Raw genomic sequence first — 15,392 nt, forward strand, 5'->3', positions numbered from 1 at the left:
CTCTCGTTCAGGACCCGCCTAACGTGATTCGATCCGTCATTGCACACGCCAGCCTGCTCGCATCGCTCTTCGTTTTGACGCCGCTGATGGCCCAGGCAGACACGCCACCCGCGTTCTTCACCTCGTTTGAGCGCGGAGAACCTGCGCCGGCCACGGATGCGACACAGCGCCTCAGCGTGACTGTCGGCACCGGCCCCAACGCCCCCTTCGCCGCCAAGCCAGATGCGGGCTACAGCGGCACCCATACCTTGCGCTACAGCCTTGCCGGCGCACACCACCGCATCCGTCTGTTCAGCACCGATATCGCGGTCGGTACGGACACCACGCTGTCGTGGATGGTGCTTCCCGAAAGCGTCGGCAACGATCATGTTGCCTCGACCTATGTGTCGCTGGATCTGGTCTTCGACGATGGCACGCGGTTGTCGGCGAGCCAGGCGCACGACCAGCATGGCGTGGCGATAGGCGCGCGTGCGCAAGGGCAGTCGAAGACCTTGTACCTGCAGCAGTGGGCACGCAAGCAAGTACGGTTAGGCGATGTGGCCGGCCTGCGCGGGCGACGCGTGCGGGCGATCGAGCTGGAGCTCGCGCCGCCTGCGGGCGCAGCCGCTGCCGGCTGGATCGACGACATCGCGCTGGGCGATGTGCCGCTGCCGACGCCGACACGCCCCTCGGATTGGGTATTGACCACGCGGGGTACGCAATCCAATGGCACGTTTTCGCGCGGCAACAATTTCCCGGCGACGGCGGTGCCGCATGGGTTCAACTTCTGGACGCCGGTGACCGATGCGGGAACGCTGACCTGGCTGTACCGCTGGAACGAGCAGAACGATGCCGATAACCGGCCACGCCTGCAGGCGCTGGCGCTGAGTCATCAACCCAGTCCGTGGATGGGCGACCGGCAGACCTTTCAAGTCATGCCCTCGCTCGGCGCGGGTGTGCCCGAAGCCGATCGCGGCAAGCGTGCGCTGGCGTTTTCGCATGCCAATGAAGTGGCGCGCCCGTACCGCTACGCAGTGCAGTTCGACAATGGCCTGCACGCCGAGATCGCACCGACCGACCACGCCGCGCTGTTCCGCTTTCGTTTCCCGGATCACGGCGATGCCAATCTGCTGTTCGACAATGTGGATGCGCGTGGCGGGCTGCGTCTGGATGCCGCGACGCAGACGCTGTCCGGTTACACCGATGTGCGCAGCGGGCTGTCGACCGGTGCGACACGCATGTATGTATATGCGAGCTTCGATCGGCCGTGGACGTCTAGCGGCCGCATCGATACCGGGCGGCCCACCGGGTGGATCAAGTTCGATGCAGGCGACGCGCGTCAGGTGCAGATGCGCATCGCCACCTCGTTGATCTCGCTGGAACAGGCCAGACACAACCTGGCATTGGAAATCGCACCGCACGCGTCGTTCGAGCAGATCGCCGCGCAGGCGCAGGAGGCGTGGGATGCGTTGCTGGGGCGGTTCGATGTGCCCGATGCGACTGCCGACCAGAAGACCACGCTGTATTCCAATCTGTATCGGCTGCATCTGTACCCGAACTCCGCGCATGAAAACGCAGGGAATGCAGACGCACCCGACTGGCGTTACGCAAGCCAGAACAGCTGGTCGGACGACAACATCGACGGTAGCGCGGTGCGCAGTTTTGCGCCGATCCGCGATGGCCGGGTCTACGTCAACAATGGACTGTGGGACACCTTTCGCACCGCGTGGCCGGCGTATGCGCTGTTTGCGCCCGACGCTGCCGGAACCTTTGTGCAGGGCTTTATCGAGCAAGCGCGTGCGGGGGGATGGATTGCGCGTTGGTCTTCGCCGGGCTACGCCGACCTGATGGTCGGTACCAGTTCGGACGTGGCGTTTGCCGATGCCTGGCTCAAGGGCGTGCAGGGCTTCGACCCGGCAGAGGCGTACGCCGCTGCGCTCAAGAACGCCACCGTGGTGGCGCCGGATCGTCACGTAGGCCGCAAAGGCACGGCGCGTTCAACCTTCCGCGGCTACGCCGATACCGACACGCACGAAGGCATGTCGTGGTCGATGGAAGGCGCGCTCAACGACTTCGGCATCGCCAACATGGCCGATGCATTAGCCAGACAGGCGACCAACGCGCACATGCGCGAGCGCTATGCGACCGAGGCGATGTATTTCCGCCAGCGTGCGGCCGGGTATTCGGCACTATTCGATCCGGCAATCGGGTTTTTTCAGGGGCGAAACGCGGAGGGGCGCTGGCGTGTGGATGCGGCGCACTACGACCCGCGCGTTTGGGGCAATGACTACACCGAATCCAGCGGCTGGACGTTCGCGTTTACCGCGCCGCACGATGGCGAAGGGTTGGCCTCGCTCTATGGCGGGCGTGCCGCATTGGCGGCAAAACTGGATACTTTCTTTGCCACCCCGGAAACCGCCGAGGCGAAATTCGCCGGCTCTTACGGCGACACCATCCACGAGATGACCGAGGCGCGCGACGTGCGCATGGGCATGTATGCGCACAGCAACCAGACCGCGCACCATATTCCGTGGATGTATCTGTTCGCTGGCCAGCCGTGGAAAACCCAGCAACTGACGCGCGAGATCCTGTCGCGCCTGTATCTGGGGAGCGAGATCGGCCAGGGCTATGCCGGCGATGAAGACAACGGCGAGATGTCGGCGTGGTATCTGTTCGCAGCGCTGGGGCTGTACCCGTTGCGCATGGGCACGCCGGAGTATGTGATCGGCTCGCCGCTGTTCAAGCATGCAAAGGTGCGCTTGCCCGATGGCGGCACGCTGGTCGTCAATGCGCCGCAGAACTCGCCGCAAAATGTTTATGTGCAATCGCTCAAGCTCAACGGCAAGCCGTGGCACAAGACCTGGTTGGCGCATGCGGACATCGCCAAGGGCGCGACGCTGGAGTTCGTGATGGGCCCCACGCCATCGCGCTGGGGGAGCGGGCCGAACGATGTGCCGCCGTCATTGACGCCAGCGGGGCAGCGCCCTGCTCCGCTGCACGATCTGCTGGGTGCCACCGCACGCATTGCGTTGGACGATGGCCGCGATATCGCGGCGCTGCATGATGACGATGCAGGCACGGTCAGTGCGCTATCGGCCGTGTCGACGTTGACGCTGAGTGGGCTGGAAGCTGGCACGGCGACGCTGTACACCTTGACCAATGGCAGTGCGGCGATTGCTGCAGCTGGCTGGACGTTGGAAGCACGCACAGCAGGTGGTGCGTGGCGCATGGTCGATCAGCGCAGCGACGAGCGCTTTCAGTGGCCGTTACAGACGCGCCCGTTTCGGATTGCGACGCCTGGCGCGTATGCGCAGTATCGGCTGCGGCTGGCGCTGCCCGCGCGTGCGCAGCTGGCGGAAATCGAGGTGTTGGGTGCTGCGCCGGATGCGCGGTGAGAGGGGATGCTTGCTGGCGTGATCGTTTTTGAGTGATGCGGGATCGCTAGCGTTGTTGCTTGCGTCGTTGATCAGCGTTTCAGTGGGTTGCAACGCTGATTCGCTGCTGAGGGTGGATCGTCCCCTCACCCCAACCCCTCTCCCGAGGGGAGAGGGGCTTTCAGGCAGTGACTGCGCACTGGGTGCTGAGCGGCTCGATGCCTTGTAGCAACAAGGTTCTCGACAGGGTTCCGTCGTTACCCTGTCGACCGAGCGCTTGCCACTTCGGATCAACTGCTCTTTGTCGGCTGACTGCTACCACTTCGGATCAACGGCTCCTTGTCGGCTGACTGCTGGCACTTCAGATCAACTGCCCCTTTTCGGCCGACTGTTGGCACGTCGCTCAGCCATTGCCTCGTCGGCTGATTGCTAGCACGTCGATAGCCGTCGCCTTGCGGCCGACTACCAACACTCGATCAACCATTGCCCTGTCGATCGAATGCTTACCAGCACAACCCACTCGTTACCGCATCAACTCAAGCGTTGCCCTTTTCAGCCGCCGCTTTTTCTGCATCGCGTTGCCTGCGGATCTGCGCATCCACCGCCGCGATCGCGGTCATGTTCATCACCCGGCGCGAGGTGGCGCTGGTGGTGAGGATGTGCACCGGCTTGGAGATACCCATCAGGATCGGGCCGATCGCTACGCCGTCGGTGAACACGCGCACCAGGTTGTAGGCGATATTGGCCGCTTCCAGATTCGGCAGCACGAACAGGTTGGCGCGGCCCTTCAAGGTGCTGTTGGGCATGATCTGCTTGCGCAGCGCTTCGTCCCAGGCGGTGTCGCCCTGCATTTCGCCGTCGATGTTGAGCTCGGGCTTGCGCTTGAGCAGCGCCTCGCGCACATGGCGCATCTTCAGCGCGTCGCGCGAGTCGTGGCTGCCGAAGTTGGAGTGCGACAGCAGCGCGATGTTGGGTTCGATACCGAACAACTTGAGGCGATAGGCGGCCTGCAGGGTGGCTTCGACCACCTGTTCGACAGTGGGGTCTTCCTGCACGTGCGTGTCCAGGAAGAAGAACACGCCCAGCTGGTTGATCACTCCGGTCATCGCCGAGGTGGAACTCACGCGCGGCTCCAGCGGGATCACGCTGCGGGCGTAGCCCAGCTTCTTGTGGAAGCGCCCCACCACGCCGGACAGCATCGCATCGGCTTCGCCGCGCGCCACCATCACCGCGGCGATCAGGGTCGGGCGTGAGCGCATCAGCTCCTTGGCAGCAGTGACGGTGACGCCGCGACGTTCGGTGAGCGCGTGGTAGTACTGCCAGTATTCGTTGAAGCGAGGGTCGTCGAGAATATTGGTGATCTCGAAGTCCACCCCGGCGGTCAGGCGCAGGCCCATGCGTTCGATACGCGCTTCGATCACGTCCGGGCGGCCGATCAGGATCGGGAAGGCCAGGCCTTCGTCGACCACGTTCTGCACCGCACGCAACACCACTTCTTCTTCGCCTTCGGCATACACCACGCGCTGCTTGTCGGCGCGCGCGCGGTCGTAGACCGGCTTCATCATCAGGCTGGTGCGGTAGACGAACTGGCCGAGCTTGTCGCGGTAGGCTTCCATGTCGGCGATCGGGCGCGTGGCCACGCCCGACTCCATCGCCGCCTGCGCAACCGCCGACGACAGCTCCACCAGTAGACGCGGGTCCAGCGGACGCGGAATCAGATACTCCGGACCGAAGCTCGGGGTCTCGCCGCCATAGGCCGCGCCCAGGTCGGAGGCCTCGCGGCGCGCCATCGCCGCAATCGCCTTGACGCAGGCGATCTTCATCTCTTCGTTGATACCGGTGGCACCCACGTCCAGTGCGCCGCGGAACAGATACGGGAAACACAGCACGTTGTTGATCTGGTTCGGATAGTCCGAGCGGCCGGTGCCGATGATGCAATCCGGACGCACTGCCTTGGCCGCTTCCGGGGTGATCTCCGGGTTGGGATTGGCCAGCGCGAAGATCACCGGCTGGCGCGCCATCGTGGCGACCATTTCCGGCTTGAGGATGCCGGCCGCCGACAGGCCCAGGAAAATATCCGCACCTTCGACGATTTCGGCCAGGGTGCGCTTGTCGGTATCGCGGGCGTAGCGCTGCTTGTCCGGATCCAGATCGGTGCGGCCGGTGTGGATCACGCCATCGCGGTCCAGCGCCAGAATGTTCTCAGGCTTCAGGCCCAGCGAGACCAGCATGTTGACGCAGGAAATACCGGCCGCGCCCATGCCGGTGGTGGCCAGCTTGACCTCTTCGATCTTCTTGCCGGTGACCACCAGCGCGTTGAGCACCGCGGCGCCAACGATGATCGCGGTGCCGTGCTGGTCGTCATGGAACACCGGGATGTTCATGCGCTCGCGCAGCTTGCGCTCGACGATGAAGCACTCCGGCGCCTTGATGTCTTCCAGGTTGATGCCGCCGAAGGTCGGCTCCAGGCTGGCGATGATGTCCACCAGCTTGTCCGGGTCGTTCTCGTTGATTTCGATGTCGAACACATCGATGCCGGCGAACTTCTGGAACAGCACGCCCTTGCCTTCCATCACCGGCTTGGACGCCAGCGGGCCGATGTTGCCCAGGCCCAGCACGGCGGTGCCGTTGGTGATGACCGCCACCAGATTGCCGCGCGCGGTGAGTTCGCTGGCCTGGGTGGGTTCTTCGACGATCGCCTCACAGGCGAAGGCCACGCCCGGCGAATACGCCAGCGACAGATCGCGCTGGGTCAGCATCGGCTTGGTCGCGGTGACCTTGATCTTGCCGGCCGGCTGCTGGCGGTGATAGTCGAGGGCGGCCTGTTTGAAGTCGTCGTTGGACATCGGCTGTGTGAGTCTCGAAGGCGCAGGAAAGCTGAATTCTACCCTCCTGCCTGAACAAGGGCCTGTCGCGCAGCTGTCAGCGCGGCAGGGAGATTGCATGCTGCGGCGCGTCTTGCGCTGCGGCCGCGCTTGCGGTCAACGCAGAACGGCCCTGCATCCCGCCAGCATGACCGACGGAATACAGGGCCGTAGGAAACATCAGCGCAGGCTGGCCGGCGCGGTGCCCGGCTGTCCGACCGGCGCCTGCAGCGGCGGCTCGCCGCCATCCAGCGCCAGCTTCAGCTGGTCGCGGTCCAGCGCATTTTCCCAGCGCGACACCACCACCGTGGCCACTGCATTGCCGATGAAGTTGGTCAGCGAGCGGCACTCGCTCATGAAGCGGTCCACGCCCAGGATCAGCGCCATGCCGGCCACCGGCACTTCCGGCACCACGGCCAAGGTGGCGGCCAGGGTGATGAAGCCGGCACCGGTGACGCCGGCCGCGCCCTTGGAGCTGAGCATCGCCACCGCCAGCAACGCGATCTGATGACCGAGGGTCAGCTCGGTGTTGGTGGCCTGGGCAATGAACAGCGCCGCCAGGGTCATGTAGATATTGGTGCCGTCCAGATTGAACGAATAGCCGGTCGGCACCACCAGGCCCACCACCGACTTTTCGCAGCCGGCCTTCTCCATCTTTTCCATCAGCGACGGCAACGCCGACTCCGACGAGGAGGTGCCCAGCACCAGCAGCAACTCGGCCTTGAGGTAGCGGATCAGCTTGAGCACCGAAAAACCGCACAGACGACACACCAGACCCAGGATCACCAGCACGAACAACAGCGAGGTCAGGTAAAACGAGCCCACCAGCCAGGCCAGGTTGACTAGCGATTCCACCCCGTACTTGCCGATGGTGAAGGCGATCGCGCCGAACGCACCGAGCGGCGCGGCGCGCATCAGGATGTGCACCAGCTTGAACACCGGCGCGATCAGCGCTTCCAGAAAGTGCAACACCGGCTTGCCGCGCTCGCCCACCAGCGCCAGTGAGACGCCGAACAGCACGGCCACGAACAGCACCTGCAGGATGTTGGGCCCGGCCAGCTTGCCGTTGACGACCTGGTCGCCGGTGAAGGCGCCGATCAGCGAGTTGGGAATGATGTCCATCAGGAACCCGACCAGGGTCAGGTCGTGCGACTTCTCGACATAACTCTTGACCGCGCTCTGGTCCAGATCGGCCGGATTGATGTTCATGCCGGCGCCGGGCTGCACCACGTGCGCCACGATCAGGCCCACCACCAGTGCCAGCGTGGAGAAGAACAGGAAGTAGACCATCGCCTTGCCGAACACTCGGCCCACCGTCTTGAGGTGGGTCATGCCGGCAATGCCGGTGACGATGGTCAGGAAGATCACCGGGGCGATGATCATCTTCACCAGCTTGATGAAGGCGTCGCCCAGCGGCTTGAGGCTTTCGGCGAAAGCCGGCTCGAAGTGGCCCAACAGGGCGCCGAGGACGATGGCCACCACCACCTGGAAATACAGCTGGCGGTAGAAGGGCACGGGCGCCGGCACCGGGCCGGCAGGCTTGCTGATGTGCATGACACCACTCCGAAGGAACTGGAGGGTGCCTGAGCAGGCACCCGGTGCAGGCATTCTGGGCGCACGTCACAGGCCGGGCCGATAACCCATTGGTACTACGCACTGTCGGTGAGCTGAACCTCGCCTTACACTTCAGCCGCGCCGCCACCGGCCGTTAATTCCATTTAACGCAGACACCGACGTTTCTGTGCCGTCGCCGCCCGGACCTGCGCGCTTGCTGAAGCTGTTCACCGCGACCGCCATGGCAGGACGCCCGACCCCTTTCATTGCCGAAGACCATTCCCTATGCGCCTCAATCTGCTTGTTCTGGCGTTGGCTATCGCCATCGTCCCCGCCGCTGCCAATGCAGCCACCTCGATCGAAAACTGGCCGACCAAGTACACCTTCGGTGACGGCACCGAGCTGGGCCTGACCGGCAACTACGCCTACGACGACAACAACTTCTCCGGCGACGACCGCCTGGAAGACCGCAATGATTTCCGCCGCAAGGAATTCGGCGCCACCATCAAGAAGAAAGGCGTCTACGACGCCATGGTGTATTTCGACTTCGAAGCCAAGCTGTGGCTGGACGTGTTCTATCGCTTCGAGACCAAGGCGCTGCTGGGCCAGGATTACGGCCGCGTGCGTATGGGCTACATGAAGGTGCCGGTGGGTCTGGAAGCGGTGCAGAGTTCGCGTGCGGGCAGCTTCATGGAGCTGGGCCTGCCGGTGCAGGCCGTGTTCCAGGGCCGCCGGACCGGCGTGGAATGGACCCTGGAGCGTCCGCAGTACCTCCTGCAGGCCGGCGCGTATGGCGGCAAGGATCTGCAGGGCGACAACCCGGGCACCACCCAGGCCGTGCATGCGGCATGGACCCCGTTCAAGGCCGAAGGCGACGTGCTGCACCTGGGCATCGCCGGCTCGGTCGAAAACCCGCGCGGTTTCAGCGACGGCCGCGGCGTGTCCTTCAGCCCGCGCGTGCGCCTGCGTGCCCGCCCGGAAGCCGGTCTGACCGACGTGCGTCTGATCGACACCGGCACCATCCTCGATGTGGACCACGTGATCCGCACCGGCGTGGAAGCGGTCTGGATCCATGGCCCGTTCTCGCTGCAGAGCGAAGCGCTGCGTGCCGAAGTGGCGCGTAATGCCGGCCAGCCGCACTTCATTGCCCAGGGCCAGTACGTGTACGGCACCTGGTCGCTGACCGGCGAGTCGCGCAGCTATGCCGGCGGCGTGCCGGGCAACATCAAGCCTGCACACGACTACGGCGCCGTCGAACTGACCGCCCGCTACAGCCGCCTGAATCTGGAAGACAACAACGTCCACGGCGGCCGTCAGCACGACACCACCATCGGCGCCAACTGGTACCTCACCAGCCACTTCAAGTTCCAGGCCAACTACAGCTGGGTGGATTCCTCGCGCAACGGCGTGCATGAAACCCCGCATGTGATGGAGCTGCGCGCGCAGGTGCAGTTCTAAGCATCGCTGACGCAATCCAGCGCGCGGGCAATGCACAGCCGCACGCTGGTGTGATTCACGGGCTGCTGTCGTCTTAGACGGCAGCCGATGTTCCGATACGGCCGCATCCTGTCACGGGTGCGGCCGTTGTCGTTTGGGCGCGCGTGTCTGTCGCGCGATCGAGCGATGGCTGCGCGTGCGGGAGCAGAACGCCATACTTGACGGCATGTATGCCTCGCAACGCCGCCGTCTGCTGCTCACCCTGGTCATCGTGCTGGGCGGGATGGTCGTGGCCATGCTGGCGGCCGGGCACTTTGTCGAACAGAACGCACTGCGCGAAGAAAGCGCCACCGTGCACCGTCAGCTGCGCCTGTATGCGCAAGCGCTGCAACAACGCATCGACCGTTATCGCACGCTGCCGCAGATTCTGGCGCTGGACCCGGAGCTGCGCGCAGCAGTCGCCGGCCCGTTGTCGCCGGCACAGGTGCAGCAACTCAATCGCAAACTCGAACGTGCCAACAATGTCACCCAGTCGTCCACGCTGACGCTGATCGACCGCAGCGGCATTGCGCTGGCGGCCAGCAACTGGCGCGCGGTGCGCAGCAATGTCGGTGTGGATTACGCCTTCCGCCCGTATTACCAGCAGGCGCTGGCCACCGGCAGCGGCAGTTTTTACGGCATCGGCATGACCACCAGCGAGCCGGGCTATTTCCTGTCGCAGGCCATCGTCGATGCTGCCGGTCAGGTGCAGGGCGTGGTGGTGATCAAGATCGCGCTGGCCGCACTGGAGCGCGAATGGCTGCAGACGCCGGATATCGTGCTGGCCTCCGATGCGCATGGCGTGGTGTTTCTGGCCAGCCGCGCCAGCTGGCGCTACCGCATGCTGGCGCCGCTCACCCCGCGCGACCGCACCGAGTTGCAGAGCACCCGCCAGTACGCCAATCAGGGGCTGCTGCCGCTGCGTCGGCGCTTGATCGAACAGACCGGCAACGGCGGTGTGCTGGCCGAGGTGCGCGACCCGCAACTGGCCGCGCCAGTGCTGTGGCAGACGCTGGAAGTTCCCGAAAGCGGCTGGCGCCTGCATCTGCTGCACGACACCCGCGCCAGCGCCGCGGCCGGGCGCGCGGCTGCCATCGCTGCGGCCGGTGCGTGGCTGGCGCTGGCGTTGCTATGGTTGTTCGTGCAGCAGCGCCGGCGGCTGTCGGCGCTGCGTCAGCGCAGCCGGCATGAGCTGGAAACCCTGCTGCAACAACATGCCGAAGAACTGCGCACCGCCCAGGACGGCGTGGTCACCGCCGCGCAGCAATCCAACGCCGGCCTGAGCCGCAGCCTGGAACATCTGCCACAAGGCGTGGTGGTGATCGACGAGGCGCTCAATCTGGTGGCATGGAATTCGCGCTATGTGGAACTGTTCCGCTTCCCGCCGGAGTTGCTCAAGATCGGCCGGCCGATCGAAGACCTATTCCGCTTCAATGCCCGCCGCGGGCTGCTGGGGCCGGGGCCGATCGAGGCGGCCATCGAGCGGCGACTCAAGCATCTGCGCAGCGGCAAGCCGCACATGCGTGAAAGCGAGAAAGAAGACGGCACGGTGCTGGAAATCCGCGGCAATCCGCTGCCCGATGGCGGGTTCGTCACCAGTTACGCCGACATCACCAGCTACAAGAATGCCGCCCGCGAACTGCGCTCGCTGGCCGATGCACTGGAACATCGCGTGGCCGAGCGCACCCGCGATCTGGCCGCCGCCAAACGCGAGGCCGAAAGCGCCAACCGCTACAAGACCCGCTTTGTCGCCTCAGCGGTGCACGACCTGCTGCAGCCGCTCAATGCCGCGCGCATGTTCGTGTCGGTGTTGCGCGGACAGGTGCGCGAGCCCGGCAGTGCGCGCGTGGTCGACAACATCGACGGCGCACTCGCCGCGCAGGACGCCATCCTCAACAGCCTGCTCGACATCTCGCGCCTGGAAGCCGGCAGCCTGAAGACGCAGGTGCGCGACTTCGCACTGGCACCCTTGCTGGAAACGCTGGCGCGCGAGTTCGGCATCCTGGCCGAAGACCGCGGCCTGGTGCTGGAGTGGGTGCCGACATCGGTGGTGGTATTGAGCGACGCAACCCTGCTGCGTCGCATCCTGCAGAATTTTTTGTCCAATGCGATCCGCTACACCCCGCGCGGGCGCGTGCTGATCGGCTGCCGTCGGCGCGGTGGCTGGCTGCGCATTGAAGTGCATGACCAGGGCCCCGGCATTCCGGATGCCTTGCAGCACGAAATCTTCGAAGAATTCCGCCGTCTGGACGATGGCGTGGCCAACGACCGCGGCGCCGGGCTGGGGCTGGCGATTGTCGAACGGATCGGCCGCCTGCTGGGCCACCGCATCGGCCTGCATTCAACGCTTGGCAGCGGCAGCGTGTTTTCGGTCACCGTGCCGATCGGCGAGCACGCCGCCATCGCCACGCAGTTGCCGCCGCCCACCGTCACCGCCACCGCCGAACACGGCAACGACCCCATCCTGCACGGCTGCCGGGTGTGGTGCGTTGACGACGACCCGCGTGTCTGCGAGGCCACCCGCGCCCTGCTGGAACGCTGGGAATGCCGCGTGGATTTTTCCGGCGGCCCGGACGAAGCGCTGGCCAGCGCCAGCGCCGACGACGCACCGGAATTGCTGCTGCTGGATGTGCGCATGGGCGCGCACTACGGCCCGATGCTGCTGCCGCAATTGGTGGGCTGCTGGCAGCGCGAGCCGCGCATCATCCTGGTCACCGCCGAGCCCGACCCGGCCCTGCGCGAACATGCACAGGAATTGGGCTGGGGCTTTCTGTCCAAGCCGGTCCGCCCGCCTGCGCTGCGCGCGCTGATGACGCAGATGCTGCTGCGGCGTGGGTGATTCGGTCGCGGGACTCTGGTTTCCGTAGCGAGATCAGCAGCCGCCGATTCGCGTCATCTCGGATCTGCTCTTGTGCATCGAGAACGCGGCGGATGCGGGCGTGATCGTTCACGCGCCGCGCCAGGACAGCGCACATTGAGGTCTCTTTGAGACGCGCGACCACAACGTGCATGCGCGTTAGTACCTTGCGATCGACACGGCAGGCGCACCACACCCATCCAACCGAACGCTGCACGGCCTGCCAGGCATTGCGCCACGCTGCGTCAAGGTGCGGCGCGCACGATCCGGACGATCAGGCAAGGATGCCGGATCACCAGGCTCACGCTGACTCACCGGCCGGCGGCACAGTACATCGCATGACGCACGACACCACTGCCGGGAGATACAAGGCATGAATCAGACACTTTCCCTGGACCACTATCGCCTGCTCGGCCGCTCCGGGCTGCGCGTCTCGCCGCTATCGCTGGGCACCATGACCTTCGGCGAGGAATGGGGCTGGGGCGCGGATGCAGGCGAAGCCAAGCGTATCTTCGATGCCTATGTAGACCGCGGCGGTAATTTCATCGACACCGCGGTCAATTACACCAAAGGCGGCTCCGAGCGCATCGTCGGCAGCCTGATCAAGCCGCGTCGCGAGCGCTTTGTGGTGGCGACCAAATTCACCATGGCGCGCGATGCAGACAACATCAATTCCGGCGGCAATCACCGTCTCAACCTGATCCGCTCGGTGGAGACCAGCCTGCGTCAACTCGACACCGATCGCATCGACCTGTTGTATCTGCACGCATGGGACTTCACTACCTCGCCGGACGAAGTGATGCGCGGGCTGGAGCATCTGGTGCAGTCGGGCAAGGTGTTGTACATCGGCATCTGCAACACGCCCGCATGGCGCGTGGCGCAATTGCAGACGCTGGCCGATTTGCGTGGCTGGTCACCCTTGGTCGCGCTGCAGATCGAATACAGCCTGGTCGAACGCACCGTCGAACATGAGTTGCTACCGATGGCGCGCGAGCTGGACCTGGGCGTATTGCCGTGGTCGCCACTGGGCGGCGGCATTCTGACCGGCAAGTACAGCCGCGCGGATCTGTCCGACGACAACGCGGCGGATGTGTCCACAAGCCGCAAGGGCGTGATCGCCTCGACCGGGCATCTCACTGCGCGCTCGCTGGAGATCGCCGATGTAGTTGGCACGGTGGCCAACGAGTTGGGCGCCTCGCGCGCGCAAGTGGCGCTTGCCTGGACCTTGCGCAATCCGGCGGTCGTTTCGCCGGTAATGGGCGCACGCACGCTGCAACAGGCCGAAGACAACTTCGGCGCGCTGGAGATCGTGTTCAGCGACGACCAGCTGGCGCAGCTGGATCAGGTCAGCGGCCTGGCGCCGATCTTCCCGGAGCGTTTCATCGGCCGGCCGATGGCGCAGCAGCTGATCTACGGCAGGCACGCGCTGCAACTGCGCAGCTGACGCAAAGGAGCACCACATGACCAGACCATCCGCTATCGCGGCAGCACTGTTCATCGCCGCCAGCGCGTTCACCGCAGCCGGGGCAATCGCTCCGGTGCCCGCAGCCGCCGCCGACAGCTGCGCCGGCACATCGCAGCAGATATGCAATACGCAACGCGTCGATGCCGCATTCGCGCGCTGGCAGGCAGGCGGCACCGGATTCTTCGAAGAACTGCTGTCGCCGGACGTGGTGTGGACCATCCACGGCTCCGGCCCCAGCGCCGGCACCTTGCATGGCCGCGACACATTGATCGACAAAGCCGTGCGCCCCTTGACCGAGCGCCTGGCATCGCCGTTGCGCCCGTTGCAGCGGCAGCTCTGGGCCGATGGCGAGCACGTCATCGTGCAATGGCAAGGCGCTGCCGACTTGCCCAGCGGCGACATCTATCGCAATCAGTACGTGTGGATCCTGCGGATGCGCGACGGCAAGGCTGTCCAAGTCGATGCGTATCTGGATCTGGCCGCCTACGACGCTGTGCTGCAGCGTGCACCCGCCCAACTGCAACGCAGGACAGACACATGACCGATGCACGTATGAGCGCCGCTATTGCCGTTGCACTCGGCGCGGGTACCGCCGTGCTCTGCAACGCCACCCCGCTTGCCGACACTGCACGCCATGCGGCGGCGACGCCTTCCCCACTCCACAGGGACACGCCCATGCAACAGCATTCCTACGTCGGCATGTGGGTCACCCGCGATGGGCAGATCCGCCAAGCCTTGTTGGCCAACGGCCGTTACGACGAAGCACGCCATGCACGGCAAAGCGCCTATCAGGGCCGGTATGAAGTCACCGGCAACACCATCCACTACTGGGACGACAGCGGGTTCACTGCCGACGGCCGCTTTGTCAGCGCCGACGAGCTGCACCACGGCGGCATGGTGTTCTATCGCCAGCTAGCGGACTGACATGCGTCATGGACGGCAGCGCGTACTTTCAGACCACGATGCGCCCGGCCGACATCGATCTTCAGCACACGGCCTGCCCCGATCAACCAAGAGCGGCGAACACAGCAACTGCGCAGCCTGTGCTCGCTGCGGCATGCACCACTCGCCCACTGCGATTCTGAGTGCGCCGTCCACACCCAACTGACGACTGTTCGCGACGTTTCGGCGCCGCTTCAAGCCCCTCAGCGATGCCGCCAGCCCTCAGCCCTCAGCCCTCGCCCTCCGGCTCCAGCGCCTTGACCAGCACCGCCGCTTGCGTGCGGCTGTAGCAGTCGAGCTTTTTCAAGATGGCGGTGACGTGCACCTTGACGGTGTTTTCGGCCAGACCGAGTTCGTGGGCGATCTGCTTGTTGAGCAGGCCATCGGCCAGGCTCAGCAGCACGCGGAACTGCTGTGGAGTGAGCTGGGCGAGCTTGGATGCCAGTTGCGCGTCCGCCTCCGAGCGCTCGGCGGTCATTGGCGGAAACCAGGTGCCGCCGTCCAGCACACTGGCCACGGCGGTGCCGATGGATTCGGCCGGCGTGGATTTGGGAATGAAGCCGGCCGCGCCAAACTGCTGCGCACGCCGGATCACCCGCGGGTGATCGTTGGAGGAGATCACCACCACCGGGATATCCGGATGCTCGCCGCGCACATGCAACAGCGCCGAGAAGCCGCGCGCGCCCGGCATGGCCAGATCCAGCAGTACCAGCTCTGCCTGCGGGTGCGAGCGCAACATCGCGCTCAGCGTGGCGGCGCTGGAGGCTTCCACGACCTGCGCCTGCGGCAGGGTCTGCTGCAATACGTGGATCACGGCGGCACGGAACAGCGGGTGGTCGTCGGCGACGAGAATGGTGAGATCGGCCATCTGCCAAGTCTGG

9 protein-coding genes and 1 other RNA gene are annotated in these 15,392 nt (G+C 65.1%); 7 read left to right on the forward strand and 3 right to left on the reverse strand.

The window, feature by feature from the left end; genetic code table 11:
- Positions 1 to 86: 86 nt before the first annotated feature.
- Positions 87 to 3,374, forward strand: coding sequence for a GH92 family glycosyl hydrolase (locus XdyCFBP7245_RS08895; protein ID WP_244907792.1), 3,288 nt, complete (start codon positions 87 to 89; stop codon positions 3,372 to 3,374).
- Between the two features lie 515 nt (positions 3,375 to 3,889).
- On the opposite strand, the gene XdyCFBP7245_RS08900 is transcribed toward XdyCFBP7245_RS08895, so the two are convergent.
- Together XdyCFBP7245_RS08900 and XdyCFBP7245_RS08905 are read right to left on the reverse strand one after the other, a co-directional pair.
- On the reverse strand, positions 3,890 to 6,199 hold the full coding sequence (locus XdyCFBP7245_RS08900; RefSeq protein WP_104615336.1) for an NADP-dependent malic enzyme: 2,310 nt from the start codon (positions 6,197 to 6,199) through the stop codon (positions 3,890 to 3,892).
- A 198-nt stretch (positions 6,200 to 6,397) separates the two neighbouring features.
- Positions 6,398 to 7,771 carry a dicarboxylate/amino acid:cation symporter gene (locus tag XdyCFBP7245_RS08905; RefSeq protein ID WP_104615337.1) on the reverse strand — a complete coding sequence of 458 codons (1,374 nt, stop codon included), beginning with the start codon at positions 7,769 to 7,771 and terminating at the stop codon, positions 6,398 to 6,400.
- Positions 7,772 to 8,056: 285 nt separating this feature from the next.
- On the opposite strand from XdyCFBP7245_RS08905, the gene XdyCFBP7245_RS08910 reads away from it, so the two are divergent.
- The 6 genes from XdyCFBP7245_RS08910 to XdyCFBP7245_RS08935 all read left to right on the forward strand — a co-directional run bounded on the left by XdyCFBP7245_RS08910 (position 8,057) and on the right by XdyCFBP7245_RS08935 (position 14,702).
- Positions 8,057 to 9,229, forward strand: coding sequence for an OprO/OprP family phosphate-selective porin (locus XdyCFBP7245_RS08910; protein WP_104615338.1), 1,173 nt, complete (start codon positions 8,057 to 8,059; stop codon positions 9,227 to 9,229).
- Between the two features lie 205 nt (positions 9,230 to 9,434).
- Positions 9,435 to 12,086, forward strand: a complete 2,652-nt coding sequence (locus XdyCFBP7245_RS08915) for a hybrid sensor histidine kinase/response regulator (RefSeq protein WP_104615339.1) — start codon at positions 9,435 to 9,437, stop codon at positions 12,084 to 12,086.
- A 391-nt stretch (positions 12,087 to 12,477) separates the two neighbouring features.
- Positions 12,478 to 13,548 carry an aldo/keto reductase gene (locus XdyCFBP7245_RS08920; RefSeq protein ID WP_104615340.1) on the forward strand — a complete coding sequence of 357 codons (1,071 nt, stop codon included), beginning with the start codon at positions 12,478 to 12,480 and terminating at the stop codon, positions 13,546 to 13,548.
- 16 nt (positions 13,549 to 13,564) lie between these two features.
- Positions 13,565 to 14,110: a nuclear transport factor 2 family protein gene (locus XdyCFBP7245_RS08925; protein WP_104615341.1), complete on the forward strand. Its 546-nt coding sequence runs from the start codon at positions 13,565 to 13,567 to the stop codon at positions 14,108 to 14,110.
- A gap of 11 nt (positions 14,111 to 14,121) precedes the next feature.
- Positions 14,122 to 14,493 carry an Atu4866 domain-containing protein gene (locus tag XdyCFBP7245_RS08930; protein WP_170068591.1) on the forward strand — a complete coding sequence of 124 codons (372 nt, stop codon included), beginning with the start codon at positions 14,122 to 14,124 and terminating at the stop codon, positions 14,491 to 14,493.
- Between the two features lie 133 nt (positions 14,494 to 14,626).
- A non-coding RNA gene (locus XdyCFBP7245_RS08935) (sX9 sRNA) lies at positions 14,627 to 14,702 on the forward strand.
- Between the two features lie 38 nt (positions 14,703 to 14,740).
- On the opposite strand, the gene XdyCFBP7245_RS08940 is transcribed toward XdyCFBP7245_RS08935, so the two are convergent.
- On the reverse strand, positions 14,741 to 15,379 hold the full coding sequence (locus tag XdyCFBP7245_RS08940) for a response regulator (protein ID WP_055850273.1): 639 nt from the start codon (positions 15,377 to 15,379) through the stop codon (positions 14,741 to 14,743).
- Between the last annotated feature and the right edge of the window lie 13 nt (positions 15,380 to 15,392).

This window comes from Xanthomonas dyei, from assembly GCF_002939865.1.
Taxonomy (GTDB): domain Bacteria; phylum Pseudomonadota; class Gammaproteobacteria; order Xanthomonadales; family Xanthomonadaceae; genus Xanthomonas; species Xanthomonas dyei.

Coding starts and splice junctions, on each gene's coding strand:
- XdyCFBP7245_RS08940 (WP_055850273.1), bottom strand. CDS start 15,379: ATGGCCGATCTCACCATTCTCGTCGCCGACGACCACCCGCTGTTCCGT.
- XdyCFBP7245_RS08895 (WP_244907792.1), top strand. CDS start 87: ATGGCCCAGGCAGACACGCCACCCGCGTTCTTCACCTCGTTTGAGCGC.
- XdyCFBP7245_RS08925 (WP_104615341.1), top strand. CDS start 13,565: ATGACCAGACCATCCGCTATCGCGGCAGCACTGTTCATCGCCGCCAGC.
- XdyCFBP7245_RS08900 (WP_104615336.1), bottom strand. CDS start 6,199: ATGTCCAACGACGACTTCAAACAGGCCGCCCTCGACTATCACCGCCAG.
- XdyCFBP7245_RS08920 (WP_104615340.1), top strand. CDS start 12,478: ATGAATCAGACACTTTCCCTGGACCACTATCGCCTGCTCGGCCGCTCC.
- XdyCFBP7245_RS08930 (WP_170068591.1), top strand. CDS start 14,122: ATGAGCGCCGCTATTGCCGTTGCACTCGGCGCGGGTACCGCCGTGCTC.
- XdyCFBP7245_RS08915 (WP_104615339.1), top strand. CDS start 9,435: ATGTATGCCTCGCAACGCCGCCGTCTGCTGCTCACCCTGGTCATCGTG.
- XdyCFBP7245_RS08905 (WP_104615337.1), bottom strand. CDS start 7,771: ATGCACATCAGCAAGCCTGCCGGCCCGGTGCCGGCGCCCGTGCCCTTC.
- XdyCFBP7245_RS08910 (WP_104615338.1), top strand. CDS start 8,057: ATGCGCCTCAATCTGCTTGTTCTGGCGTTGGCTATCGCCATCGTCCCC.